Annotated in this window: 21 protein-coding genes; 12 read left to right on the top strand and 9 right to left on the bottom strand. The window is 70.1% G+C overall.

Annotated elements, in window-relative coordinates; translation table 11 throughout:
• Positions 1 to 209 precede the first annotated feature (209 nt).
• On the top strand, positions 210 to 1,085 hold the full coding sequence (locus OG698_RS42165; RefSeq protein WP_406109463.1) for a family 16 glycosylhydrolase: 876 nt from the start codon (positions 210 to 212) through the stop codon (positions 1,083 to 1,085).
• A gap of 68 nt (positions 1,086 to 1,153) precedes the next feature.
• Here OG698_RS42165 and OG698_RS42160 read toward each other — a convergent pair whose 3' ends face one another.
• The 3 genes from OG698_RS42160 to OG698_RS42150 all read right to left on the bottom strand — a co-directional run bounded on the left by OG698_RS42160 (position 1,154) and on the right by OG698_RS42150 (position 5,901).
• Positions 1,154 to 1,984, bottom strand: coding sequence for an SDR family NAD(P)-dependent oxidoreductase (locus OG698_RS42160; RefSeq protein WP_406109462.1), 831 nt, complete (start codon positions 1,982 to 1,984; stop codon positions 1,154 to 1,156).
• A gap of 69 nt (positions 1,985 to 2,053) precedes the next feature.
• Entirely contained in the window at positions 2,054 to 2,866 is an 813-nt protein-coding gene (locus tag OG698_RS42155) for a HEAT repeat domain-containing protein (protein WP_406109461.1), read from the bottom strand.
• A gap of 200 nt (positions 2,867 to 3,066) precedes the next feature.
• Positions 3,067 to 5,901, bottom strand: coding sequence for a right-handed parallel beta-helix repeat-containing protein (locus tag OG698_RS42150; RefSeq protein WP_406109460.1), 2,835 nt, complete (start codon positions 5,899 to 5,901; stop codon positions 3,067 to 3,069).
• A 360-nt stretch (positions 5,902 to 6,261) separates the two neighbouring features.
• Here OG698_RS42150 and OG698_RS42145 point away from each other — a divergent pair, with 360 nt between their 5' ends.
• Positions 6,262 to 7,029, top strand: coding sequence for an MBL fold metallo-hydrolase (locus OG698_RS42145; protein WP_406109459.1), 768 nt, complete (start codon positions 6,262 to 6,264; stop codon positions 7,027 to 7,029).
• A 138-nt stretch (positions 7,030 to 7,167) separates the two neighbouring features.
• Here the strand turns inward: OG698_RS42145 and OG698_RS42140 are convergent, their stop codons facing one another.
• On the bottom strand, positions 7,168 to 7,731 hold the full coding sequence (locus OG698_RS42140) for a hypothetical protein (RefSeq protein WP_406109458.1): 564 nt from the start codon (positions 7,729 to 7,731) through the stop codon (positions 7,168 to 7,170).
• 241 nt (positions 7,732 to 7,972) lie between these two features.
• On the bottom strand, positions 7,973 to 9,247 hold the full coding sequence (locus OG698_RS42135; RefSeq protein ID WP_406109457.1) for a D-arabinono-1,4-lactone oxidase: 1,275 nt from the start codon (positions 9,245 to 9,247) through the stop codon (positions 7,973 to 7,975).
• Between the two features lie 187 nt (positions 9,248 to 9,434).
• On the opposite strand from OG698_RS42135, the gene OG698_RS42130 reads away from it, so the two are divergent.
• The 5 genes from OG698_RS42130 to OG698_RS42110 all read left to right on the top strand — a co-directional run bounded on the left by OG698_RS42130 (position 9,435) and on the right by OG698_RS42110 (position 16,193).
• A complete protein-coding gene (locus OG698_RS42130; protein ID WP_406111583.1) occupies positions 9,435 to 10,466 on the top strand; it encodes a LacI family DNA-binding transcriptional regulator in 1,032 nt (343 codons plus the stop codon).
• Between the two features lie 279 nt (positions 10,467 to 10,745).
• A complete protein-coding gene (locus OG698_RS42125; RefSeq protein ID WP_406109456.1) occupies positions 10,746 to 12,056 on the top strand; it encodes an ABC transporter substrate-binding protein in 1,311 nt (436 codons plus the stop codon).
• Positions 12,057 to 12,070: 14 nt separating this feature from the next.
• The gene (locus OG698_RS42120; RefSeq protein ID WP_399973095.1) at positions 12,071 to 13,006 is read left to right on the top strand and encodes a carbohydrate ABC transporter permease; all 936 of its coding nucleotides are present in this window, start codon (positions 12,071 to 12,073) and stop codon (positions 13,004 to 13,006) included.
• Positions 13,003 to 13,824, top strand: a complete 822-nt coding sequence (locus tag OG698_RS42115; protein ID WP_406109455.1) for a carbohydrate ABC transporter permease — start codon at positions 13,003 to 13,005, stop codon at positions 13,822 to 13,824. The genes OG698_RS42120 and OG698_RS42115 overlap by 4 nt, the downstream gene beginning before the upstream one ends.
• Complete coding sequence (locus tag OG698_RS42110; RefSeq protein ID WP_406109454.1) at positions 13,821 to 16,193, top strand: glycoside hydrolase family 3 N-terminal domain-containing protein; 2,373 nt, start codon at positions 13,821 to 13,823, stop codon at positions 16,191 to 16,193. Before OG698_RS42115 ends, OG698_RS42110 begins: the two co-directional genes overlap by 4 nt.
• 54 nt (positions 16,194 to 16,247) lie before the next feature.
• Here OG698_RS42110 and OG698_RS42105 read toward each other — a convergent pair whose 3' ends face one another.
• Positions 16,248 to 18,212 (bottom strand): M13 family metallopeptidase, encoded by a 1,965-nt coding sequence (locus OG698_RS42105; RefSeq protein ID WP_406109453.1) that lies wholly within the window; start codon positions 18,210 to 18,212, stop codon positions 16,248 to 16,250.
• Positions 18,213 to 18,383: 171 nt separating this feature from the next.
• Here OG698_RS42105 and OG698_RS42100 point away from each other — a divergent pair, with 171 nt between their 5' ends.
• Together OG698_RS42100 and OG698_RS42095 are read left to right on the top strand one after the other, a co-directional pair.
• Positions 18,384 to 19,580 carry an FAD-dependent oxidoreductase gene (locus tag OG698_RS42100; protein ID WP_406109452.1) on the top strand — a complete coding sequence of 399 codons (1,197 nt, stop codon included), beginning with the start codon at positions 18,384 to 18,386 and terminating at the stop codon, positions 19,578 to 19,580.
• Positions 19,581 to 19,621: 41 nt separating this feature from the next.
• Positions 19,622 to 20,326: a TetR/AcrR family transcriptional regulator gene (locus tag OG698_RS42095; RefSeq protein ID WP_406109451.1), complete on the top strand. Its 705-nt coding sequence runs from the start codon at positions 19,622 to 19,624 to the stop codon at positions 20,324 to 20,326.
• A gap of 24 nt (positions 20,327 to 20,350) precedes the next feature.
• Here the strand turns inward: OG698_RS42095 and OG698_RS42090 are convergent, their stop codons facing one another.
• Positions 20,351 to 20,875: a YceI family protein gene (locus OG698_RS42090; protein ID WP_406109450.1), complete on the bottom strand. Its 525-nt coding sequence runs from the start codon at positions 20,873 to 20,875 to the stop codon at positions 20,351 to 20,353.
• A 347-nt stretch (positions 20,876 to 21,222) separates the two neighbouring features.
• Between OG698_RS42090 and OG698_RS42085 the strand changes: the two genes are divergently transcribed.
• Positions 21,223 to 21,852, top strand: coding sequence for a hypothetical protein (locus tag OG698_RS42085; protein ID WP_406109449.1), 630 nt, complete (start codon positions 21,223 to 21,225; stop codon positions 21,850 to 21,852).
• A gap of 46 nt (positions 21,853 to 21,898) precedes the next feature.
• Entirely contained in the window at positions 21,899 to 22,498 is a 600-nt protein-coding gene (locus OG698_RS42080; RefSeq protein ID WP_406109448.1) for a uridine kinase, read from the top strand.
• Positions 22,499 to 22,520: 22 nt separating this feature from the next.
• Here OG698_RS42080 and OG698_RS42075 read toward each other — a convergent pair whose 3' ends face one another.
• A complete protein-coding gene (locus OG698_RS42075; RefSeq protein WP_406109447.1) occupies positions 22,521 to 23,090 on the bottom strand; it encodes a PadR family transcriptional regulator in 570 nt (189 codons plus the stop codon).
• 71 nt (positions 23,091 to 23,161) lie between these two features.
• On the opposite strand from OG698_RS42075, the gene OG698_RS42070 reads away from it, so the two are divergent.
• Positions 23,162 to 23,554 carry a nuclear transport factor 2 family protein gene (locus OG698_RS42070; RefSeq protein WP_406109446.1) on the top strand — a complete coding sequence of 131 codons (393 nt, stop codon included), beginning with the start codon at positions 23,162 to 23,164 and terminating at the stop codon, positions 23,552 to 23,554.
• A gap of 29 nt (positions 23,555 to 23,583) precedes the next feature.
• On the opposite strand, the gene OG698_RS42065 is transcribed toward OG698_RS42070, so the two are convergent.
• Positions 23,584 to 24,543 carry a LysR family transcriptional regulator gene (locus OG698_RS42065; protein ID WP_406109445.1) on the bottom strand — a complete coding sequence of 320 codons (960 nt, stop codon included), beginning with the start codon at positions 24,541 to 24,543 and terminating at the stop codon, positions 23,584 to 23,586.
• Between the last annotated feature and the right edge of the window lie 97 nt (positions 24,544 to 24,640).

The following is a 24,640-nucleotide window of genomic DNA, read 5'->3' as shown; positions in this document are numbered from 1 at the left end:
CGACCGGCATCGACGCTCGAACGCGTCGCCGCGCCGCTCCCGTCACTTGGTACATGCCAACTCCTTGACGCCACGGTGGCCACTCCTTTAAATCAAGAAGTGAAGGAAGTGCCTCAAGTGGCCGTCGTCGGCGTTCACTTCCGGATGCTTCGCTTGCTTCTTTGTCATGCACGCGACCCCCCACACGACCCCCCACGTGAAGCGATGTGATGACCGTGCGCTCATCCTGGCGCCGCCGCGCCTCCCTGTACGCCGCCTCCCTGGCCTGCTGCGCCGCGAGCCTGGCGGCGATACCCAGCGGCGCGTCCGCCGCCCCGGCGCCCATCGACAGTCCCGCGAAAGCCGCCGCGGCCACGTTCACCGATGATTTCAACGGCGCCGCGGGCTCTGCCGTCGACGGCGGCAAGTGGCAGATCGAGACCGGCGACAACGTCAACAACCATGAGCGGCAGTACTACACCGCGGGCAACAGCAACGCCGCGCTGGACGGCCAGGGCAACCTGGTCATCACGGCCCGCAAGGAGAACCCGAACAACTACCAGTGCTGGTACGGGCGTTGCGAGTACACCTCGGCCCGGCTCAACACCTCGGGCAAGTTCACCCAGGCCTACGGTCATGTCGAGGCCCGGATGAAGGTGCCGCGCGGGCAGGGCATGTGGCCCGCGTTCTGGATGCTCGGGAACGACATCGGCAGCGTCGGCTGGCCGGCCAGCGGCGAGATCGACGTCATGGAGAACGTCGGCTTCGAACCCAGCACGGTCCACGGCACGCTGCACGGCCCCGGATACTCGGGCTCGGGCGGCATCGGCGCGGCCTACACGCTGCCCGGCGGGCAGGCCTTCGCGGACGGATTCCACACGTTCGCCGTCGATTGGGCCCCGAACTCCGTCAAGTGGTCGGTCGACGGCAACGTCTACCAGACCCGAACGCCCGCCGACGTCGGCGGCAACCAGTGGGCGTTCAACAAGCCGTTCTTCCTGATCCTCAACCTCGCGGTCGGCGGCTACTGGCCGGGCGACCCCGACGGCAGCACGAGCTTCCCCCAGCAGCTCGTCGTCGACTACGTCCACGTAACCACCCAGTAGGAGGGGACGATGTCCCGGGGCGGCCGGCGTCCGACGGACCCCGCTGCCCCGGGACATCGACGTCCGGTTCACGGTGCCGCTGGCCCGTACCCGGTCAGCTCGTCCGTCAGGGCCATCAGGCGCCGACGGGCCTCCTTGTCGTAGGCCTGTTCGTGGGCGCGGGTGTCCGTGAAGCGGTCGAAGTACCGGCCCGTGGTGGAGCCGAGCTCCGGGTCCGTGATCAGCCGCACCGTCGGCCGTACCCCCTCGTCGATTCCCGTCACCGGGGTGAGGCCGTACGCACGCACTCCTTCGGTGTCCATGAGATGCGCCGGATGCAGGGCGCTGACCGTGACACCCGTGCCTTCGAGTTCCGCGCCCAGCTCGAACGTCGCCATGATCAGGGCGAGCTTGCTGCGGCAGTACGCCCGCAGCCCCTCGTAGTCCCGCTCCAGCATGACGTCGTCGAAGTCGATGCGCTCCTGCCCTATGGAGGCGACGTTGACGACGCGGGCGGGCGCGGAGGCCTTGAGCAGGGGAAGCAGGCCGCGGATCAGGGCGTACGGGGCCAAGTGGTTGACGGCGAACCGCAGTTCGTGTCCCTGCGTGCTCAGCTCCCGCCGCAGCGGCTCCGCGCCGCCACCGGCGACCGCGTTGTTGACCAGCACGTCGAGACGGGGTTCGGCGTCGCGGATCCGGTCCGCCATGGCGCGCACCTGGTCGAGGTCCGAGAGGTCGGCGAGGTACGTACGAACGGTGGTGTCCGGTGCGGCCGCCCGCGCCTCAGCGGCGACCGCTTCCAGCCGGCCCGCGTCACGGCCGTGCAGGAGGAGGGTGTCGCCGCGTGCGGCGAGGTCGAGCGCGATACCACGGCCCAGTCCCTGGGTCGCTCCGGTGATCAAGGTGATGCGTGGGTTCATGACGCCCATCCTGACGGGCACGACGCCGCGAAAGGGAGAGCGTGCCGCGCCTGGTGTTCCCACCACCAGTCATCGAGGCGTACGCCTCTCCTCCCGCCGTTCGACGACGGCCGCCGCCAGCTCCCGTACGTCGGGGTCCGGGTCGGCCGCGAGGCGTTCGAGGAGTGCGTCGACCCCCGGTGTCGACCAGCCGGCGACCGCGTCGGCGAGAGCCTCGCGCACCGCCGGCTCAGGGTGGTCGACAAGCCGCGACAGGCGTTCGACCGGACCCCGCCGGCGCAGCCCGAACCAGCGCAGCGCCTCGCACAGCGCGGTGGCGTCGCCCGGCTCTCCGGCCGCCTCGACCCGTCGCAGCAGGACCGGCGCCGGGGGCGGCGGGCCGTCATCGGGGTGCGGCCTGCGCTCACGCAGCCGCCGGGACCCGTACTCGCCGCGCACCCGGCAGCCCGCGCAGGTGCACGGCACGACGCCGTGCGCGTTGGGGAAGTAGCGCCATCCGGTCACCTGACGGACGGCGCGGAGTCGCTGCACCTCCCGCTTGGCGACCGCCCGGGGGAGGAACACCTCCCACCCGCGCGGGTCGTCCATCGCGGCCAACCGGCGCACCGCGTCGCCGGCCGTCGTCGCCAGCGGGTCGCGGTTGTACCGGCCCACCGTGACCGGTTCGTCGTCCGGCAGCCGCACCTGGACGGCGACAAGCCCGCGCGGCCCACCGTGCCGTGCCAGCTCCCGCAGCCACTGGTGCGTGAGCGTGTACGACACGAGCACGGGGAAGCAGTACACGCCACGCCTGCCGTCGCGGTGCCGGCTGACGGCCCGGACACCCGCCCGTCTGATGCGCGCCGCGTTGGCCTGGGGGGTCAGGTGTACGAACATCGCCATGGCCGCGATCCTAGGGTCTTTCGTTCGGATCAGACCGGGCTCACTTTTCTGGCTCAGCCGCGCCGGCCGCGTCACGACACTGCCGCGACGCGCCCGGCGGACACCGTGGCGGTCGCGGCCGTCGCGCGACTCTTCCCTCTGCTCGACGATGACGCGGCTCCCGCCTGAGGCCCTGGCCGCAGGGCGGACTCCGACGGTGCCTAGCGGACCTTGAAGCTGTCCACGATCAGATAACTGCCCGTCTTCATGACGCCCTTGACGGTGTGCTCCCCCGGTGTCAGGCCGGCCTTTGTGAACACGGTCTGTTGGTGCTGTCGCGTGGGGCTCGAGTTGTCGATCGTGCCCACCGGCTGCCCGTCCACGTAGAGGTCGACCTGCCCCTCGTCGCTGTTGATCTGGGTGATGACGTCGATCGCCGTGCCGTTGAAGGTGAGCTCGAAGGAGTCGCCCTTGCCCTGCGTGGCGTGTACGTCGTCGGCCCAGCCGCCCGCGCCGCCGCGAGACGCGTTCTTCCAGTCCCAGCCCGAACCGGCGTACACGACCCCGGACGTGTTGTTGATCTGCTCGCCCAACTCGGGCTTGTGGACGGTCAGTTGCATGGCCGCCTGGTTGCGCCAGATCGTCAGCGGGACGTCGGCGCCCGGTGCTGAGCGGTTGTAGACGCTCCAGAAGCTGTCGCGGCCGGTGACCTTCTTGCCGCCGATCTCCCGGATGACGTCGTTCGCGCGCAGGCCCTGCCGGTACGCCTCCGACTCGGCGGGGACGGTGGGCAGATGCAGTCCGTCGTAGTCGGTCAGTCCTGTCGCCGACTTGACCGCGTCCGAGTAGATACGCGTCGCCGACGCCCCGAGCAGCGGCTCCGGGAAGGCGTCGAGCGTGTCGGTCGGGGTGTCGTCGACCCACTCGAGCGGGGGAGGCGTGGGGCTGCCGGCCTTTCCGAAGCCGTCCATCGCGAAGGGGTGGAAGCCGAGGCTGCGGGCCGGGGAGCCCGCCTGGAGGGTGTAGTCGAGCTTCTTCGGGTCGGTGAAGGGCGAGGCCCCGGTGAACTCGGGGTCGGCGGTCACCGAGTGCGTGTCGAGGCCGAGGGCGCGCCACGCATCGGTCACGCCCGTGACGGGCCTGCCGTTGTTCCAGAACAGGTTGTTGTCGACGGTCGGCCTGCTCTTTGCCATGTCGGCCTGGATCAGGCTGTACGGGGTGCCGGTGACGAAGATGTTCTTCTCGACGGTGTCGCCGCTGTCCGCGTACCACACGTGGAAGTGCGCGCCGCCGTTGACGAAGATGTTGTTCCGCACGGTCCGGTGGAAGCCTTCGCGAAGTTTCACCCCGCCGTTGAGAAGGAGGTTGTCCTCGATGAGGTAGTTCGAGCTGCCGTCGTCGAGGTCGATGTCCCAGTGCGAGGAGTGGCGGATCCGGTTGTGCCGGATGACGGTGGTGTCCATCGCGTCGAGCCTCGCGTACGACTTCTTCGTCGCGTCGTCGGCGGTCAGCGGCCAGAACCGGTCGCGGCCCCAGGAGTTGATCGGCCCGTGGTCGGAGGTCTCCTTGACGCAGTTGAAGATGTCGTTGTTCTCGATGACGTGTCCGCCCCAGGTGCCGTCGTTGATGTCGACGCAGGCGCGCGGCCCGTCGTGGATCGTGTTGCCGTCGACGGTGACGCGCCGGCTCATCGAGATCTGCACGCCGGAGGTCTGCTTCTCGAACTGCCCGTTGTCGTGCATGTAGTTGTCGCTGACGCGGATGTCGCGCGGGTAGTTCTCGGACTTCGGGCCGGGGGTCGTGTCCGTGATGGTCTTGCGCATGCTGTCCCACGTGGACGGCTCGCGCACGGCGTCGCGGTTGCCCACCACGGCTACGTCGGAGGCGCCCGAGTGGCTGAACTCGTTGCCGGAGACGGTGTCTTCGCGGTTGTAGCCGTCGACGAAGAGGGCGTTGCCGCCCACCTGGTCGAAGAGCGAGTCGCGCACGGCGACGTTCTCGGTGTTCTTCAGGTGGACCGCCCCGGCGCGGGCGATCGCCCAGTCACCGAGCTGGAGCTTCTCGTACGGCTGGTCGAAGAGGGTGCGGTGGGTGCGGGCGAAAGTGAAGCCGGAGAGGCTCAGATCGTGCACGGCGTCGTCCGGTCCGCGGCCCTGCACCCTGATGAGCTCGTCGAGTTCGGCGGTCTCGATGTGCGCCGAGGCGAGATCGGCACCCTTGGGAGGGTAGAAGTAGACCTTGCCGGCCGGTTTGTCGTAGAACCACTCGCCGGGGGCGTCGAGTTCCTCGAAGACGTTCTCCACCATGCGGTACGTGGTGTGCAGGCCGCTGCCGCGGTTGTTGTCGCCCACCCAGTCCAGCTGCGGAGTGCCGTCGGCCTTCAGGCCGGTGACCCGGTAGGAGTTGCCGCCCCACTCGCCCTGGTGCAGGCCTCGTACGAGTGCGGTGGTGGGGTTCTTCCAGCGGGCGGCACGCTGCGCCGAGATGGCGTCGGCCGCGTAGCCGCCCAGGATCGCCGTCTTGGGGTCGTAGTTGGGGTAGCGGGCGAGAACCTGGCGTTCCCCGTCGAGGAAGAGGCCGTCGAAGTCGAGCCCGGCGCCTATGTCGGCGACCTTGACGGTGTCGTTGTACGAGTTCCAGTCCGGCCGCAGCGAACTGCCGCCGCTGATGACGACGCGTTCACCGGGTGCCGCGAGGTAGCGGACCGGGGCACGCTCCGTGCCGGAGTCTTCGGGGCCGAACGTCAGGGTGCGGTCCAGGCGGTAGGTACCGGCGTGCACCACGACGTCGACGGGTCTCGCCCGATGCTTGCGCGCCTCCTTGCGGGCGGCTCGCTGAGCGCGCTCGACCGTGCGGAACGGCCTGGCCGCCGAGCCGTTGGCGCGATCGCTGCCGGTGGGCGCCACGTGGAGGGTGACGGTCTTGACGCCACCCGCGGCCGCCGACGCCGTGGGCGCGGTCGCGGCGCCGAAGCCCAACGTCACACCCACCGCCGCGGCGAGCAGACCGGGAAGCGGGGATCTTCGGCTCTTGCGGAAACCATGGACAGTACGCACGGGGACTCCTGAGGCCGGGCAGATCGGGCAGATCGGGTAGGTCGGGCAGATCGGGTAGGTCGGGCAGGTTTGGCGGGTCGGGCAGGTCGGGATTGACCATCGATCTACGGACCGGACATCCAACGTTTGCAAGGTAGTTGGCTCAATTGAGAAGCTTCTGGCCACGGAAGCTATAAATTCATCGGATGACTGTCAAGGGATCCGGCACGTATCGGCGCGACTCCTCGTCGAAGGCATCCGGGCGGGGCAGGCGATCAACTACCCTGCCTGCGACCGCAGTCGCAGACCGGTCACTGCGGTACCCCCGGCTCCCCTCGGTCCCCGCCCACCAGCGGCATATCTCAAGAGATGCGGTCCGTCATGCGCGAAGACACCCTCATCCACGCCGCCAACGGCGTTCATCTGGTCCACGGCAGCAACACGAACTGGGTGATCCTGGGCGAGGGCGACGCCGTCACTCTCATCGACTGCGGCTATCCCGGCGACCGGCAGCAGGTCCTGGACTCACTGGGCGCGGCGGGCCACTCCCCCGAGGCGGTTACGGCGATCCTGCTCACCCACGCGCACAACGATCACCTCGGGTCTGCCGACTACCTCAGCCGCACCTTCGGCGCACCGGTGTACGCGCACGAGGCCGAAGTCCCGCACGCCCGGCGCGAGTTCTTGCACCAGGTCTCGCTCGGCAGGGTCCTGCGCAACGGCTGGCGCCCGGGTGTCCTGCCCTGGGCCGTCCACGCCCTGCGCTCCGGCGGGACGACGGACGCCCGCGTAGACCGGGCCCAGCCGTTCCCCACTGAGGGTGCCCTCGACCTGCCGGGCCGCCCCGTCCCCGTCCACACCCCCGGGCACACCGCGGGCCACTGCGCCTACCACCTCCCCGGCGCGGGCATCGTCATCTCGGGTGACGGCCTGGTCACCGGCCACCCGACCTCGCGCACCCGGGGGCCTCAGCTCCTGCTCACCATGTTCGACAGCGACCGCGACCGCACCCGCGACTCGCTGGACGTGTTCGAGAGGCTCGCGGGCGACATGCTGCTGCCCGGGCACGGCCCGGTGCACCACGGCTCGGTGGGCGAGGCCGCCAGGACGGCACGCGAACGTGCGACTCCGGCGCGGCAGAGGTCGTAATCAGACTGTCTCAGTCCTGCGAACCGGAGCGGCGCCTGGCTGTGTACACGCCGGCGCCCACGGCACCGGCCACCAGGGCGGTGCCCGCCAGGAGCTGTGTGGCGTCGCGCTTGGAAAGGCTTCCGCCGTCTCCGGCCTCTACGCCCCTCGGCACTGTGGGCGTGGTGGGACCTCCGCCGGACTCGCGGGCGGGGGTAGTGCCGCCACCGTCGGACTCGCGAGCGGCAGTAGTGCCGCCACCATCAGACTCGCGAGCGGCAGTAGTGCCACCACCATCAGACTCGCGAGCGGCAGTAGTGCCACCACCATCAGACTCACGAGCCGAGGTCGTACCGCCACCATCAGACTCACCAGCCACAGTCGTACCGCCACCATCAGACTCACCAGCCGCAGTCGTACCGCCACCATCAGACTCACCAGCCGCAGTCGTACCGCCACCATCAGACTCACCAGCCGCAGTCGTACCGCCACCATCAGACTCACCAGCCGCAGTCGTACCGCCACCATCAGACTCACCAGCCGCAGTCGTACCGCCACCATCAGACTCACCAGCCGCAGTAGTGCCACCACCATCAGACTCACCAGCCGCAGTCGTACCGCCACCATCAGACTCACCAGCCGCAGTAGTGCCACCACCATCAGACTCACGAGCCGAGGTCGTACCGCCACCATCAGACTCACCAGCCGCAGTCGTACCGCCACCAGCGGACTCGTAAGTGGGGGTGGTGCCGCCACCGTCGTCCGCCACAGACGCCGGTGCGGTCACGGACAGAAGCGCGGCGGCGCCGAACAGCGCTGCGGAAGCGAGACCTATGGAACGCACAGTGGACCCTCCAGACAGAGATACCCCCTGACTGTGGGAACGCTAGGTTCGGCGCCGGAGGGCAGCGACCCGGGCGCCGCCGAACGGACGAGCCCTGCGGTGCTCCGCAGGGGATCACGTTCAGTGACCGGCGAAGAGTTCCGTCACGAAGGCGTTGCTGAACTTCCCTGCCGGGTCCAGTTCTTGTCGTAGCCGCCTGAAGTCGGGGGCTCGTTCGTAGAGCGCGGCGACGGTACGGGGAGCAGCCGTCGTCAGTTTCCCCCAGTGGGGGCGCGCCCCGAGCGGCAGCAGCCGCTCCTCGATGGCGCCGATGACGGGGAGTACGTCGTCGGGGCGTCGCACCCAGGTGAAGTGCAGGGCGAGGGATGCGCGGCCGTGGCTCGGGCTGAGCCACAGGTCGTCCGCGGCGACCGTGCGGATCTCCGAGACGAGGAGTACCGGGGCGATCCGGTCTCCGAGCGCGCGCAGGGCCGCCATCGCGTCGGCCGCCGCCTCGCGCGGCAGGAGCAGTTCGGACTGGAGCTCCTCGCCGTTGCTCGGGGTGAAGTCGGGGCGGAAGTGGGGCAGGCGCTCATGCCACGGTCCGGGGACGCCCAGCTGCTCGGTGCAGGACGACGGCGGCATGCCGGGGACCGGGTGGCGTGGGCCGTCCGCCAGCAGGCCGCCCATCCACCGGCCTCCCGGGGTGCCGGTCGGCAGGCGGTCGGTGCGGCGCTTCAGCCACACGGTGGCGGTCTCCGCGCGCCAGTCGGTGAACGCGCTGACGCTGTACGCGGCGCCGAACACGGCGTCGAAGTCCTCGGCGATGCGGTCCAGCGGCACGTCGTCGTACACCCACTGGGCGACGTCGAAGGCGGGTTCCACGGCGAGTGTCATACCGACGACGACACCGAGAGCGCCCAGGTTGACCACGGCACCGGGGAAGCGGTCCGGGTCGGAGGCGCGGTCCAGCGTCGTCCGCGTGCCGTCGGGGCCGATCAGCTCGATCCCGGTCACCGCGGTGGCCAGACCGCGCAGCGAGTCCCCTGAACCGTGCGTGCCGGTGGCGCACGATCCCGCGACCGAGATGTGCGGCAGCGACGCCAGGTTGGCGAGGGCGAGACTCCGATCCTGGAGCGCCGAGGCGACCTCCGCGTACCGCATGCCGGCCGAGACGCTCACGGTGGCGCGGTCCTCGGACACCTGCACCCGGCGCGCGAGCCCGTCCAGGAGCACGAGGTCGCCGTCCGTGTCCACGATGCGGTTGAAGGAGTGTCCGCTGCCGAGGACCCGTACCTTCTCGGCGGAGGCGACGGTCCGGCACAGCTCGTCCTCCGACGTCGGACGGTGGACCCGCGCCGCGCCGAAGGTGACGTTTCCCGCCCAGTTCCGCAGTGGTGTATCGGTCGCGGGCATCCGCATGTCCGTCCTCAAAAGGTGTTCGCGTTCAACTATTTCGACGCTGAAGACGCATGTTGCGAAAATCTAGAAGGATCTTGCCGATGCGTCAAGGCTGCTGGGGTGCGTTGATCCCCTTGCCCCGTCTCACCCCCAAGAAGTTACGATCCGTACCGTGAACTCCTCAGCGGTGCAGAAGAAGCAGATGCCGGCGTCCCAGGATGCTTCCGGGGCGGGCACGGCGACGCTTGCTGAGATCGCCCGCGAGGCGGGAGTCTCGGCTCCGACTGTTTCGAAGGTCCTCAACGGCCGGGCCGATGTCGCTCCGGCCACCCGCGAGCGGGTCGAGGAACTGCTCCGCCACCACGGCTACCAGCGCCGCAGGGCCAACACCACGGCCATCCCCCTCCTTGAACTGGTCTTCCACGAGCTGGACAGCTCCTGGTCGATGGAGGTGATCCGCGGGGTCGAGAACGTGGCCCGCGAGGAGGGGCTCAGCCTGGTCCTGTCCGAGCACGCCGGGCAGCTCAGCATCGGCCAGTCCTGGGTCGACGGCGTTCTCGCCCGCCGTCCCACCGGCGTGATCCTCGTCCTGTCCGGGCTCGACGCCGCTCAGCGGGCGCAGCTCACCAGCCGTGACATCCCGTTCGTGGTGATGGACCCGGCGGGCGACCCCGGTGACGACGTGCCCGCGATCGGCGCCACGAACTGGCAGGGCGGGCTCGCCGCCACGCGGCACCTGCTGGAGCTGGGTCATCGCCGGATCGGTGTGATCGCCGGCCCGGCGGGGATGATGTGCAGCCGTGCCCGGATCGACGGCTATCGGGCGGCTCTGGAGACGGCCGGGGTCGCCTTCGACCCGGCGCTGATCCGCGAGGGGACCTTCCACCACGAGTCCGGCCACGCGGCCGGTCTCGAACTGCTCGGCCTGCCGGACCGGCCGACCGCCGTGTTCGCCGGCAACGACCTCCAGGCGCTCGGCCTCTATGAGGCGGCCCGTGAAATGGGCCTGCGGATCCCGGACGACGTCAGCGTCGTGGGCTTCGACGATCTGCCCCTGGCCCGCTGGGTCGGGCCGCCGCTGACCACCGTCCGCCAGCCCCTGGTCGAGATGGCCGAGGCGGCGGCACGGCTGACCCTCGACCTGGCACGGGGCAAGAAGCCCGCCACGCTGCGCATGGACCTGGCCACTCGCCTCGTCGTGCGGAGCAGCACGGCGGCGCCCGCCGAGCGGTAGCCCTCGCCCCACCTCGCCACCTCGCCTATTGGCCATCACGCCCTGCGGCGATCTTCGAAACTGTCGGCGCGCATCGTCCGCACGCTCTTCGGCGGCCCGAACCGGACCGCCGCCCCGTCGCGCCCTTTCGCCACAAGGCCTGCCCAGCGCCAGGCGCCCGAACCGATAACGCTTCGGAAACCCGTCCGCCGAGGGTTGACCGCCCGTTCAGCGCGCCTTAGCGTCACACCGCCCAGCATATTTCGCTCTCTTGACCGACACTTTCGAGAGGCTTCAAAGATGAAGACACCCGCACGGATCTCCCGCGCCGTCGCCGGAGGTGTGGCGCTCGCCCTCGGCCTGACCCTGTCGGCCTGTGGCGGCGGCTCCTCCGACTCGGCGGGCGGCGGGGACTCCGACAAGATCCACGTGCTGGTGTACGGGGACGCTGCCAACAAGGTCGAGAAACAGCTCGTCGCCACCTTCAACAAGACGTCGAAGGTCAAGGCGGTCCTGGACACCATCCCCGGCGCCGACTACCAGCAGAAGCTGCAGACCATCATCAGCACCCCGCAGGCCCCGGATGTCTTCTTCAACTGGGGCGGCGGCAGCATCAAGCCCTTCGTCGACGCCGACCTCCTGCTGCCGCTCGACGACTTCATCAAGGACGACCCGGCCCTCAAGTCCAGCTTCCTGCCGTCGGTCTTCGACAGCGCGTCGGTGAACGGCAAGCCCTACGGCGTCCCGATGCGCGGCACGCAGCCGGTGCTGCTCTTCAACAACAAGAAGGTCCTGGCCGATGCCGGTGTCACGCCGCCCAAGACCTGGGATGACCTGCTCGGCGCGGTGAAGGCGCTCAAGGCCAAGGGCGTCACCCCGATCGCGCTCGGCGGCGGCGACCAGTGGCCGACGCTGATGTGGTTCGAGTACCTCTACGACCGTGTCGCCGGCCCGGAGGTCTTCCAGAAGGCGCTCGGCGGTGACAAGAGCGCCTGGGAGAGCGCGGGCAGCAAGAAGGCTCTGGGCATGATCAGGCAGCTCGTCGACGCGGGTGCCTTCGGCACCAACTACGACTCGGTCAAGTTCACCGACCAGGGCTCGCCCACGCTGCTCGCCACCGGCAAGGCCGGCTTCGAGCTCATGGGTTCCTGGGAGTACTCGACCCAGCAGGACTCCCACCCCGCCTTCGCCAAGAAGGACCTCGGCTACTCCTCGTTCCCGACGGTCGCGGGCGGCACGGGCGACGCCGGCAACCTCGTCGGCAACACCAACAACTTCTACTCCGTGATGAAGAAGACGAAGCACCCCGAGGCCGTCGCCGAGTTCCTGAAGCTCCAGTACTCCGACGAGTTCGTAAAGGCGCAGCTGGGCATCGGCAACCTGCCGACCACGACCAACACGGAGAAGTTCCTCGGCACCTCCGCGAGCCCGGCGTACTCGAAGTACCAGTTCGACCTCGTGAAGAAGGCCCCGGCGTTCCAGCTCTCCTGGGACCAGGCCTACCCCCAGTCCGCCTCGACGCCCATGCACCAGGCGGTCCAGCAGTTCTTCAACGGCGGGCTCGACACCGACGGCTTCATCAAGGCCATGCAGGCCTTGCCCACCACGTGAGACCGGGTGCCGAGATGACCACCACCGTCACCAAGGCCGCAGTCGTGGCCGAACGACGGCCCGCCAGGCCGCGCGCGGGCGGAGTGGGGCGCCCGGGTTTCGCCTGGGCGCTGCCCGCCACCGCGTTCTTCGTCCTGTTCGCCGTCGTCCCACTCGTCCTGGTCGCCGTGCTGTCCTTCACGAGCTGGAACGGCCTGGGCGCGCCCCGGTTCGCCGGGCTCGACAACTGGACCAAGCTCTTCGACGACCCGGTGATGCTCAACAGCCTCTGGCTGAGCGTGCTGATCACCGTCCTGGGCGTCCTCGTCCAGACGCCGCTGAGCATCCTGCTCGGCGTCTGGGCGGCGGGCCGCCAGCGCAACCGCGCCGTCCTGTCGGCGATCTACTTCGTCCCGCTGCTGCTGTCCGCCACCGCGGTCTCCGTCCTGTGGCGCACCCTGCTCGACCCCAACTTCGGTGTGCCGTCGCAGGCCAAGTGGCTGTTCGGCGACGGCAATCTGCTCGGCATGCAGAGCGGGGCCATCGGGGTGCTGGTCTTCGTGGGGGCCTGGCAGTTCACCCCGTTCCACACCCTGATCTACCAGGGCGCGGCGCGGGCCATCCCCCAAGTCCTTTACCAGGCAGCCCAGATCGACGGCGCGGGCACGGTGCGCCAGTTCTTCCACATCACGCTGCCGCAACTGCGCAACACCATGATCACGTCGATGATCCTGATGGTCGTCGGCGGCCTCACCACGTTCGACACGGTCCTGATCCTCACCCAGGGCGGTCCCGGCACGGACACCACCATCAGCGCCTACTACATGTACCAAAAGGCCTTCAAGAGCTTCGACTTCGGCGCGGGCTCGGCCATCGCGCTGCTCCTGGTGGTGGTCGCGACGGTCATCTCGCTCGTCGTCGTACGGGTCTCGGGCTACGACAAGATGCGCAGCTCGGTGGAGGGCCTGTGAGCAAGCAACGCCCCAACTACCTGGCCGGCCTGGCTTCCGTGGTCTGGCTGCTCGTCGTCGGCGCACCGCTCTACGTCCTGGTCTCGGCGTCCGTGCAGTCCCGCGCGGGCTACGGCGCGAGCGGTCCGCTGAGCCTGCCGCGGCACTTCACGCTGCGGAACTACATCGACGACTTCTCCACCGGCTTCGGCCGGTACTTCCTCAACACGGTGATCGTGACCGTGTGCGTGGTCGCCATCGTCCTCGTGGTGGTGCCGCCGCTGTCGTACACCATCGTCCGCAGCCGCGGCCGCGTCACGACCGCCGTCTTCCGCCTCTTCCTGCTCGGTCTCGCCATCCCCGCGCAGGCGGTGATCGTGCCGATGTTCTACGTCATCAGCAAGGCGGGGCTCTACGACAACCTCATCGGCGTCATCCTGCCGACCGCGGCCTTCTCACTCCCCATGTGCGCCCTGGTCCTGACCGGCGTGATGCGCGACATCACCCCGGATCTGTACGAGGCGATGGCCATCGACGGGGCCTCCTCGTGGCGGGTGTTCGGTCAGCTCGTACTCCCCCTGTCGCGGGGCGGCCTCTCGACGATCGCGGTCTTCTCCGCCCTCCAGGCGTGGAACGGCTTCCTGTTCCCCCTGGTGCTCACCCAGTCCGACTCCACCAAGGTGATCACCTTGGGGCTCTACAACTTCCGCACCCAGTACGGCATCAACGTCCCGGGGCTGCTGGCCGCCGTGGTCCTGTCCATGGTGCCCGTCCTGCTCGTCTACCTGTTCGCCCGGCGCACCCTGGTCCAGGGGCTCATGGGCGTGGGAGGAAAGTGACCCACAACGTGGCCGTAACGACAGAATCCACCACGCCCCTGTGGCGCGACACGACCCTCGACCACGAGACGCGCGCCGACGCCCTCATTGCCGAGATGACCCTCCAGGAGAAGGTCGCCCAGCTGTTCGGCGTCTGGGTCGGGGCGTCCGACGAGGGGGGCGAAGTCGCCCCGCACCAGCACGAGATGGAGGAGGCGGTCGACTTCGAGGCGCTGCTGCCGCACGGTCTCGGGCAGCTCACCAGACCCTTCGGCACCGCCCCCGTCGACCCCGCCCTCGGCGCGCTGTCGCTGCTGCGCACCCAGCGCCGCATCGCCGCGGGCAACCGCTTCGGCATCCCGGCCGTCGCCCACGAGGAGTGCCTCGCGGGCTTCGCCGCCTGGGGCGCGACCGCCTACCCCGTCCCGCTGGCGTGGGGCGCGACGTTCGATCCGGCGCTGGTACGGCGCATGGCCCGGGCCATCGGGCAGGACATGCGCTCGGTGGGTGTCCACCAGGGTCTCGCCCCCGTGCTCGACGTCGTGCGCGACGCACGGTGGGGCCGCGTCGAGGAGACCATGGGCGAGGATCCGTACCTCGTCGGCACGCTCGGCTCCGCCTACGTCCAGGGCCTGGAGTCCGCCGGGATCGTCGCCACCGTGAAGCACTTCGTGGGCTACTCCGCCTCCCGCGCGGGACGCAACCTCGCACCCGTCGGCATGGGGCCCAGGGAGCGTGCCGATGTGATGCTGCCGCCGTTCGAGATGGCGCTGCGCGAGGGCGGTGCCCGCTCGGTGATGCACGCCTACACCGACACGGACGGCGTCCCGTCGGCAGCCGACGAGCAGCTGCTCACCGGGCTGTTGCGGGACACCTGGGGCTTCACGGGGACGGTGGTGGCGGACTACTTCGGTGTCGGGTTCCTCAAGACCCTGCACGGTGTCGCCGCGACTTGGGGTGAGGCCGCCGGCGCCGCGCTGGCCGCGGGGGTGGACGTGGAACTGCCCACCGTCAAGGCGTTCGGGCAGCCGCTCCTCGACGCGGTCGCGGACGGGAAGGTGTCCGAGGCCGTCGTGGACCGCGCGCTGCGCCGTGTGCTCGTGCAGAAGGCGCAGCTGGGCCTCCTCGACACCGGCTGGGACGCGGTGCCGCAGGCGCTGGCCGGTGCGGACCTCGGGGACCCGCAGGCGCTGCGCGGAACCGTGGTCCTGGACACCGCGGACCGCCGCGCTCTCGCCCGGGAGGTCGCCGAGCAGGCCGTCGTCCTGCTCCGCAACGACGGCACACTCCCCCTGACCCGGCCCGCCAGGATCGCGGTCGTCGGCCCGACCGCCGACACCGCGACGGCCGTCCTGGGCTGCTACGCGTTCCCGGTGCACGTGGGTCAACGGCACCCCGAGATACCGGCCGGGATCGAACTGCCCACCCTGGTCGAGGCGTTGAGGACCGAGTTCCCCGACAGCGCGGTCGTCACCGCGCCCGGGTGCGGCATCGACGACACCGGCACCGACGGTTTCGCCGAGGCCGTGGAGCTGGCCCGTGGCGCCGACGTCGTCGTCCTCGCGCTGGGCGACCGCGCCGGGCTCTTCGGCCGCGGCACCAGCGGCGAGGGCTGCGACGCGGAAACGCTCGCGCTGCCCGGCGTGCAGGAGCAGCTCCTGAACACGCTCCTGGACACCGGCACACCGGTCGTCCTGACACTCCTGGCGGGACGCCCGTACGCGCTCGGCCGTGCGGTACGGGAGTCGGCCGCCGTCGTCCAGTCGTTCTTCCCCGGCGAGGAGGGCACGCCCGCCATCGCCGGTGTGCTCAGCGGGCGGGTCGCCCCGTCCGGACGGCTGCCCGTCAGCATCCCGAACGGCCCGGGAGCCCAGCCGTCCACGTATCTGGCGGCGCGGCTCGGGCAGGTCAACGAGGTGTCGAACATCGACCCGACACCGGCGTTCGGCTTCGGGCACGGCCTGACGTACACGTCGTTCGACTGGTCCGATCTCACCGTGGAGCGCGCGACGGTCAGGACGGACGGCGAGGCCGAACTCGCCTTCACCGTAAGGAACTCGGGCGACCGTGACGGCACCGAGGTCGCGCAGCTCTATCTGCACGACCCGGTCGCCTCGGTCGTGCAACCCGTCCAGCGGCTGATCGGGTTCGTGCGCCTGGCACTCGCGCCCGGGCAGGCCGCGCGGGTCCGTGTGACGGTGCCCGCGGACCTCGCGTCGTTCACCGGGCGGGACGGGCGGCGGATCGTCGAACCGGGCGAGCTGGAACTGCGGCTCGGCGCGTCCAGCACCGACCTCCGGCTGACCGCGAAGGTGACGCTCACCGGACCTGTGCGGGCGGTGGGCCACACCCGCAGGCTGCACGCCGATTTCGGCGTCACCACGCGATGAAACAGCCGTGGCCCGTACCTTCCGGAAAGGTACGGGCCACGCGTCACCGGCGCGCTACCAGATGCGCACGCGGTCCGCCGGGTCGAGCCACAGGCCGTCGCTGTCCGACGTGTTGAACGCGTCGTGGAACTCGTCGAGGTTGCGCACGATGTTCGCGCGGAACTCCGGCGGCGAGTGCGGGTCGATGGTCAGGTACTGCTGCTCCTGCTCCTTGCGCCGCTTGGTGCGCCAGCAGTAGGCCCAGTTGAGGAACAGCCGCTGGGAGCCGGTGGTGGCGCCGTGCTCGGGCGAGGGGGTGTCGCCCAGCGAGATGACGTACGCCTTGTGGCCGATGGTCAGGCCGCCGAGGTCGCCGATGTTCTCGCCGACGGTGAGCGCGCCGTTGACCGACTCGCCGGGCAGGTTGCGCGGCGAGAAGCCGTCGTACTGCTCGATGAGGGCCTTCGACTTGGCCTCGAAGGACGTCTTGTCGGACGCGGTCCACCAGTCGTTGAGGTTGCCCGCGCCGTCGTACTGGGCGCCCTGGTCGTCGAAGCCGTGGCCGATCTCGTGGCCGATCACGGAGCCGATGCCGCCGTAGTTCTCGGCCGGGTCGGCGTCGGGCGCGAAGAACGGCTTCTGCAGGATGCCCGCGGGGAAGCAGATCTCGTTGGTGCCCGGGTTGTAGTACGCGTTCACCGTCTGCGGCAGCATGAACCACTCGTCGCGGTCGACCGGCGAGCCGATCTTGGCGAGCTCGCGGTCCGTCTCGAACGCCGCGGCCGCCTGCGCGTTGGCGAGCAGGTCGTCCGCGGTGACCTGGAGCTTGGAGTAGTCGCGGAACTTGTCCGGGTAGCCGATCTTGGGGCGGAACGTGGCGAGCTTCTCGTACGCCCGCTCCTTCGTCTCGTCGGTCATCCAGTCGAGCTGGGCGATCGACTGGCGGTACGCCTCGAGGAGGTTGGCGACGAGCTCGTCCATCATCGCCTTGGACGCCGGCGGGAAGTGCCGGGCCACGTACTCCTTGCCGACGGCCTCGCCCATCGCGCCCTCGACGAGCGCGACGGCGCGCTTCCAGCGGGCCCGCAGCTCCGGAGTGCCGTTGAGCGTGCGCCCGTAGAAGTCGAAGTTGTTCTGGACGAACGCGTCCGAGAGGTACGGCGCCGAGGCGCGCAGGACGCGCACCAGCACCCAGTCGCGCCACTGCTCGATCGGGAACTCGGTCAGGACCTGGGAGAGGTGGGCGAAGTACGACGGCTGCCGGACGCAGGTCTCGGCGATGGTCGCGTCGGTGCCGCCGATCGCGGCGGCGTAGCCGTGCCAGTCGAACTCCGGCGCCAGTGCCTTGAGTTCGTCCAGGGCGGTGAGGTTGTAGGTCTTCTGTACGTCACGGGTCTCGGCCCGCTCCCAGTGGCCCGCGGCCAGCTTGGTCTCGATGGCGAGGACCGTGCGCGCGGCGGCCGCGGGGTCGGCGTGCTCGGCGAGCGTCAGCAGATCGGTGAGGTAGGTGACGTACTTGTCGCGGATCTCGGCGAACTTGTCGTCGCGGTAGTACGACTCGTCGGGCAGGCCGAGGCCGCCCTGCACGACGTTGACGAGGTAGCGGTCGGAGTTGCGGTCGTCGGTGTCGACGTACGACCCGAAGAGGCCGGAGCCGCCGACGCGCTCGAAGCGGCCGAGGAACGACGCGAGGCCCCGGAGGTCGGTGATGGCCGCGACCTCGTCGATCAGCGGACGCGCCGGCGCGAGCCCGAGCGCCTCGATGGCCCGCTCGTCCATGAAGGAGGCGTAGAGCGCGGCGATCTTGCGTGCCTCGCCACTGTCGGCCGAGGTCGACTCGGCCCCCGCCGCAAGTTCCTCGATGATCGCCTTGACCTGCTCCTCGGCGGTGTCGGCGAGCTGCACGAAGGGGCCCCAGCTCGAGCGGTCCTCGGGGATCGGCTCAGTGTCCAGCCAGTGGCCGTTGACGTGGCCGAACAGGTCGTCCTGCGGCCGGATCTCGGGGTTCATACCCGGGCGGGCGTCATCAAGAATGCTCATCGACGCAGCTTATGCGAGGTGCAGCCGGGACGTTCCGTAATCCCCCGGGCCGGGACTGTCACGGCATTTTACGAACATGTTCGTTGGGAACTTGTTCGCCACGAACATGTTCGTTATCGTCGTGGAGCGGCTCCCGGAACGGCGGGCGCCGTCCACCTGAAGGAGCACGCCATGACCACCACCCACCACCCCATCGCGATCGTCGGCGGAGGTCTCGGCGGCCTCGTCCTCGCGCGCGTTCTGCACCTCGGCGGCGTCGAAGCGGCCGTCTACGACCTGGAGGCCTCGGCCGCCGCCCGTCCCCAGGGCGGCATGCTCGACATGCACGTGGAGTCCGGCCAGGCCGCGCTGCGCGCCGCGGGTCTCCACAAGGAGTTCGTCGCCGCCATCCACGCGGGCGGCGAGTCCATGCGGATCCTGGACCGGCACGGAGCCGTACGCATGGAGGAGTCCGACGGCGGCGGCACCGACGGCCGGCCGGAGGTCAACCGCCACGATCTGCGCGACATGCTCCTCGCCTCACTGCCCGAGGGCACCATCCGCTGGGGCGCCAAGGTCACCGGCGCCCGCCCGCTGACCGGGGGCCGCCACGAGGTGACGCTCGCGTCCGGCGAGACGTTCACCACCGACCTGCTCGTCGGCGCCGACGGCGCCTGGTCCAAGGTCCGCCCGCTGCTCTCCGACGCCCGCCCCGCCTACTCCGGCATCTCGTTCGTCGAGGCGTACCTCGACGACGCGGACACCCTTCACCCGGAGAGTGCCGCTGTCGTCGGCGGCGGAGCGCTGTTCGCCCTCGGGGACGAGAAGGGCTTCCTCGCCCACCGGGAGAGCGACGGCCGGATCCACGTCTACTGCGCGCTGCGGGCGCCCGCCGACCGGTTCACCACCAGCGGCATCGACTTCGCCGACACCGAGGCGGCCAAGGCCCGTATCCTCACTTCCTTCGACGGCTGGGACGAGGCCTTGCGCGGACTCATCGGCGACGCCGACGGCGCGCTCGTCCCGCGGCCCATCCACGCCCTGCCCGTCGGACACCGGTGGGACCGGGTCCCGGGGGTGACCCTGCTGGGCGACGCCGCCCACCTGATGTCGCCGTTCGCCGGCGAGGGCGCGAACCTGGCGATGCTCGACGGCGCCGAGCTGGCCGCCGCGATCCTGGCGCACCCGGGCGAGACCGAGAAGGCGCTCGCCGTCTACGAGGAGGCGCTCTTCCCCCGCAGCGAGCACGCCGCAGCCGGTTCCGCCGACAACCTGGACGTCATCTTCAGCCCCGACGCGCCGCAGGGCCTGCTCGACATGTTCGCGTCGTTCCGCGAGGAGGCGGACGCCTCGGGAGAGAAGGCAGAGAGCGTGGGAACAGGTTCGTGACGAACTTGTTCGTCACGAACCCGGCTCGTTACGGTGAGCACGTGTCCCCCCAGCCCGCAGCACCCCGCAGCCGCCGAGAGCGCCCGGCCAAGCCCGCCCTGACCCGGGACGGCATCGTCGCGACCGCGGTCACGATCATGCGCGACGAAGGCCTCAAGCGCGTCACCATGCGCCGCCTTGCGCAGGAGCTCGACACGGGCCCGGCCTCGCTCTACGTGTACGTGCGCAACACCGCCGAGCTGCACGCGGCCATCCTGGACGAGTTGCTCGGCGAGGTCGACCTCTCCCCCGCCACCGCCGTAGGCGACTGGCAGGATCGTCTGGTGCGGATCCTGTCCTCGTACACCGCCGTGCTGTTCGAGCATCCGAGCCTCGCCCGGTCGGCACTCGTGGCGATGCCCTCGGGCGAGCACTACCTCGACCTGCTCGAAGCCCTTCTCGCGCTGCTCGCCGAGGGTGGTGTCCCGGACGCGCAGGCCGCGTGGGGCGTGGACGCCCTTCTGCAGTACGCCACCTCGACCGCGGCCGAGCAGTCCACCCGCGACCGGGACGAGGACGCCCAGGGCGACTGGAACGCCCTCACCACCGCGCTGCACGACGTGTCCGCCACGAGCCACCCGCGCCTCGCCGCGCTGGGCGACGAACTGCTGTCCGGGCCGGGGCAGGCCCGCCTGGGCTGGGGCCTGCGGGTGCTGCTCAACGGGATGCCGCACACACCCAGGCCGTCCAGCGCCGACACTCCGTGACCCCCCACCCGGTGTCGCGGCAGGTCAACGCGTCGCCCTGACGTCCAGGCGCACGGTCAGCCGGCGGCCGGTCAGGCCCCTCGCGGTGGTCACACCGAACGCGTACCGGTCGACGACGGCCGACCCCACGACCGTCAGCCTGCGGCCCTCGACGGCCACGCTCTCCACGGTGACGTCGACCGGCCGGCTGACACCGACGACGGTCAACTGCCCGGTCAGAACTGTCACGTCGGTGCCCACCTCGACGCCTTCGCCGCGGAACGCGAACTCGGGATGGGTGGCCACATCGAGGTAGTCGGCCGACCGTACGTGGTCGTCGCGGCGCGCCAAACCCGACTCGAACGTGTCCGCTCCGATCCTCACGTCCACCGTGGACTTCGCCACAGGTCCGGTCACATCGATCCGTCCCCGCGTGATCCGGAAGCTGCCCCGCACCGGGAACAGCCCGAAGACCGTGCGCATACGGAAGTTCACGCTCGACGCCGCCGGATCGATCTCGTACGTGCCGCTGTCCGGCACAGGGTGTTCTCCCACTCGCGATGCCACCATGACCTCCATCGGTCCCGTCGCCGCCACTTCGGCGGCCGACCTCAGCATGTCCGGGGGCGGGTGGCACGCGGCAGAGCGAGATGTCGTCGCCCGGCCGGTACAAATGTCACCGCTGACGGCCCGCTCGGGCGCCACGTCCACTCGATGCACCCGACCGGCATCCCACGCAGAGGTGTTCTACACATCCGCGTCGGACACCGCCCGAAGCGGCGCGCACGGCCGTACACAGTGCCATCCCACCAACACTGCGCAGGGGCAATGCACCGAAGAACCGTGCACAAGTGTGTGTGGTGTGAGTACCCTTCGGCACCAACACACAGCCCCACAGCAACAGGAAGCGGGCAGTCATGTCGGACAGCAACACGCTCAAGTCCCAGTACTCCGCCCAGGTGGAGGCCGACATCGAGCGCAACGCCAAGGAACAGGATCGCGTCGCCGCCGAGTTGGCCGCACTTCAGGAGCAGCTCCAGACGCTGGACCACGACCGCACCCTGCTGGTGGGGATGCGCGAGGCACTCTCAGGTCAAGGCACGGCGGCGGTGGCCGAGGAGGCACCGGTCGCGCCGACGACGGCGCCTCCCGTCGAACTCCCCAAGGCGCGCAAGCCGAAGGGTGAGAGCGCGGCATCCCAGCCGCGCGCGAAGAAGGCGGCCGGCAAGAAGGAAACCGCGAAGAAGGCACCCACCGTCACGCAGCCCCGCACACCCGGCACCCCCACCCTGCGGGAAATCGTCCTGAACCTCATCACCACGAGCACCGAGCCGCGTTCGGCCGCCGAGGTCACCACGACGCTCGCCGAGACCCACCCGGAGCGCAAGGCCGGCGGCACGGTCGTGCGCAACACCCTCGAATCCCTCGTCGCCCGCGGTCAGGCCGAGCGCACCAAGCAGAACAAGTCCGTGTTCTACACCGCCCGTCCGGCCGCGGCGGCCACCACTGAGGACACCGACAAGAAGGACGCTCCGGCGAACGCCTGAGATATTCGGTCCCGGCACCGCACAACCACCACTATCGTGCGCCCTCATGGAACCCACCCCTGAGACGTACACGGCACTGGCGACCCGCATCCGGGCGGCGCCACCACGGTGCGGACCGGTCAGGCTCGTCGCCGTGGACGGCCCGTCGGGGGCGGGCAAGAGCACGTTCGCCGAGCGCCTGGCCGGGGCACTCGGCGGCGCGCGGATCGTACACACGGACGACTTCGCCTCGTGGGACGACCCGTTGGGCTGGTGGCCCCGCCTCGAGGATCAGGTGCTCCAGCCGTTGGGGAGCGGGGTGGCCGGCCGGTTCCAGCGCTACGACTGGGTGCGGCGCGAACTCGCCGAGTGGCACGACGTCCCCGTCGGCCACGCCCTCGTCCTCGAAGGTGTGTCGACAGCGCGCCGGGCCGTCGCCGACCGTCTCGCCTGTGCCGTGTGGGTCGAGACGGGTCGGACGGTGCGTCTGCGCAGGGGCCTGGCCCGTGACGGTGAGGACGCGCTGCCGCAGTGGCGTACGTGGATGGCCGCGGAGGACGAGCACTTCGCCCAGGACGGGACCCGGGAGCGGGCCGACGTGGTGGTCGACGGCAACCCGCGCACCGCGCCCGCCGATCCGGCACACACCTACATGCGCCTGAGGTAACCACTCACCTCGGTAAGGGAGTTCAGGATCGTCCGGCGCGTGACGTCCGACGCGCCAGGATGTCCAGGACGCGCTCGCCCCAACGGAGGTTCTCCTCCTCGAAGGCGCGGCCGCGCATCAACGTCAGGTACGGGCCGATGCGTTCGGCGTCGCGCAGGTACGTGTCCTCGTCGCGCCCGTCGAGGAGCCGCTCCCTGAGGCGTTCGTAGCGGGCCAGCTTGCCGCGCGCCCACCCCATGCGCTCCTCGACGAGCGCGCGTACGGCGTCCGGGTCCGCGCCGTCCGAGGCCTGGATCTTGACCATGAGTTCGTCGCGGATGGCGGTGGGCCTCGGCGGGGCGACCGCGAAGTCGTCCAGGGCGGCACGTCCCTCGTCGGTGAGCGTGAACATCCGCTTGTTCGGCCTGCGTTCCTGCGGCACGACCCGCGCCTCGACCAGGCCGTCCCCGGCGAGGCGCTCCAGTTCGCGGTAGAGCTGCTGCGGGGTCGCGGACCAGAAATTGGCCACCGCCACGTCGAACACCTTGGCCAGGTCGTACCCGGACGCCTCGCCCTCCAGGAGAGCCGCAAGGACCGCGTGCTTCAGAGACATCTGGACACGCTAACACCGGCACGATTAATCTCGGTCGCACCTATTCAACAAATTGACTATGGAGCGCGCGCATGAAGGCATTCCGCAAGGCCGTGGAGGCGAACGACCCCGACGCCGTCGAGGCGCTCCTCGCCGAGAACGTCGTGTTCACCAGCCCGGTCGCCTTCCACCCGTACCCCGGCAAGGCGATGACCGCCGCGATCCTCCGGGGCGTCATGCGGGTCTTCGAGGACTTCCGCTACGTACGGGAGATCAGCAGCGCCGACGGACGCGACCACGCCCTGGTCTTCGTCACCCGCGTCGGCGACCGCGAGGTCAACGGCTGCGACTTCATCCACCTCGACGAGAACGGGCTCATCGACGACTTCACGGTCATGGTGCGCCCGCTGTCCGGCGCCGAGGCTCTCTCCGAGGCCATGGGAGCGCAGTTCGAGCGGATCCGGCAGGAGGCCGCGGGCGCGTAGCCGCGCCGCCGCTGTGAGGCCGGCCGGGGCTACCAGCCCCGGCCGGCCTCCAGGAGCTGGTCGCGGACGAGGGCGATGTGCGGGTTGTCCGGCGTTCCGGGGCGCTGGACGACGTAACCGGTGTTGAAGGGCGGGTCCTCCGGGTCGTGGAGGAGGACGAGCTCACCCGCCGCGAGCAGTTCGCGGCACAGGTAGCGGGGCAGCACGCTGAACCCGGCGCCGGCCGCCACGGCGGACACGACCCCGCGCAGGTCGGGCACGGTGACGGCGGCCTTGCAGGTCAGGCGCCTGCCGAAGACGTGATGCCAGTACCGGCGGACGATCGGGAGTTCCTCCGCGTACGTGATGAGCGGGACGGTGTGCAGTATGCCGGGTCCGTCGGCGGCGATCCGGTCCGGGCCGCCGACACGGTCCGCCCAGGCGGGCGCGGCGACCAGGACGAACTCCTCGTCGGCGAGCGGCACCGACATCAGATTGCGGCCGCGGGGGCGGGCGGTGGCGATGACGAGGTCGTGCCGTCCGGTGCGCAGCTCCTCGAGGAGCGGGTCGGTCAGCCCGGTGCTGACGCGTAGCCGCACCCCCTTCTCGACCAGTGGTGCCAGCGCCGGCAGGACGCAGTGGCACAGCATCTCGGCCGGTCCCGCGAGGTGGACGGGCTCGGCCGCAGTGTCGGTGCCGGGTCCGCCCTGTCCGGCGACGGCCGACAGGGCGTCGAGCGGGTCGACCACCCGGGACGCGAGCTCGTCGGCGAAGGGGGCGGGAGCGACGCCGCGCAGCAGCCGCTCGAACAGCTCGCGGTCCAGCTGCCGCTCCAGCGAGCGGATCTGCGTGGTGACGGTCGGCTGTGACAGACCGAGCAGTCGGGCGGCCGCGGTGAAGGAACCCGACCGGTACACCGCGAGGAAGGTGCGCAGCAGATTCAGGTCCAGCGGACCCGTGTGCGCCGTCCGGCCTATTCCCGGAGACCCATTCGAATCCCTATTTCTCATATTGACCACCCTATTGGATTCCTATGGGAGACCCGTCCTACGGTCGGTGCCGTCGCCACACTGACGATCTGAGCACAAAGCGTCAGACTTTCCGCGA

The organism is Streptomyces sp. NBC_01003 (assembly GCF_045162695.1).
GTDB lineage: Bacteria > Actinomycetota > Actinomycetes > Streptomycetales > Streptomycetaceae > Streptomyces.
This window is presented reverse-complemented; position numbering and strand designations above follow the sequence as displayed.

Coding starts and splice junctions, on each gene's coding strand:
- OG698_RS42090 (WP_406109450.1), bottom strand. CDS start 20,875: ATGGTGGCATCGCGAGTGGGAGAACACCCTGTGCCGGACAGCGGCACG.
- OG698_RS42120 (WP_399973095.1), top strand. CDS start 12,071: ATGACCACCACCGTCACCAAGGCCGCAGTCGTGGCCGAACGACGGCCC.
- OG698_RS42065 (WP_406109445.1), bottom strand. CDS start 24,543: ATGAGAAATAGGGATTCGAATGGGTCTCCGGGAATAGGCCGGACGGCG.
- OG698_RS42085 (WP_406109449.1), top strand. CDS start 21,223: ATGTCGGACAGCAACACGCTCAAGTCCCAGTACTCCGCCCAGGTGGAG.
- OG698_RS42100 (WP_406109452.1), top strand. CDS start 18,384: ATGACCACCACCCACCACCCCATCGCGATCGTCGGCGGAGGTCTCGGC.
- OG698_RS42160 (WP_406109462.1), bottom strand. CDS start 1,984: ATGAACCCACGCATCACCTTGATCACCGGAGCGACCCAGGGACTGGGC.
- OG698_RS42075 (WP_406109447.1), bottom strand. CDS start 23,090: ATGTCTCTGAAGCACGCGGTCCTTGCGGCTCTCCTGGAGGGCGAGGCG.
- OG698_RS42135 (WP_406109457.1), bottom strand. CDS start 9,247: ATGCCCGCGACCGATACACCACTGCGGAACTGGGCGGGAAACGTCACC.
- OG698_RS42155 (WP_406109461.1), bottom strand. CDS start 2,866: ATGGCGATGTTCGTACACCTGACCCCCCAGGCCAACGCGGCGCGCATC.
- OG698_RS42125 (WP_406109456.1), top strand. CDS start 10,746: ATGAAGACACCCGCACGGATCTCCCGCGCCGTCGCCGGAGGTGTGGCG.
- OG698_RS42165 (WP_406109463.1), top strand. CDS start 210: ATGACCGTGCGCTCATCCTGGCGCCGCCGCGCCTCCCTGTACGCCGCC.
- OG698_RS42105 (WP_406109453.1), bottom strand. CDS start 18,212: ATGAGCATTCTTGATGACGCCCGCCCGGGTATGAACCCCGAGATCCGG.
- OG698_RS42080 (WP_406109448.1), top strand. CDS start 21,899: ATGGAACCCACCCCTGAGACGTACACGGCACTGGCGACCCGCATCCGG.
- OG698_RS42130 (WP_406111583.1), top strand. CDS start 9,435: ATGCCGGCGTCCCAGGATGCTTCCGGGGCGGGCACGGCGACGCTTGCT.
- OG698_RS42070 (WP_406109446.1), top strand. CDS start 23,162: ATGAAGGCATTCCGCAAGGCCGTGGAGGCGAACGACCCCGACGCCGTC.
- OG698_RS42145 (WP_406109459.1), top strand. CDS start 6,262: ATGCGCGAAGACACCCTCATCCACGCCGCCAACGGCGTTCATCTGGTC.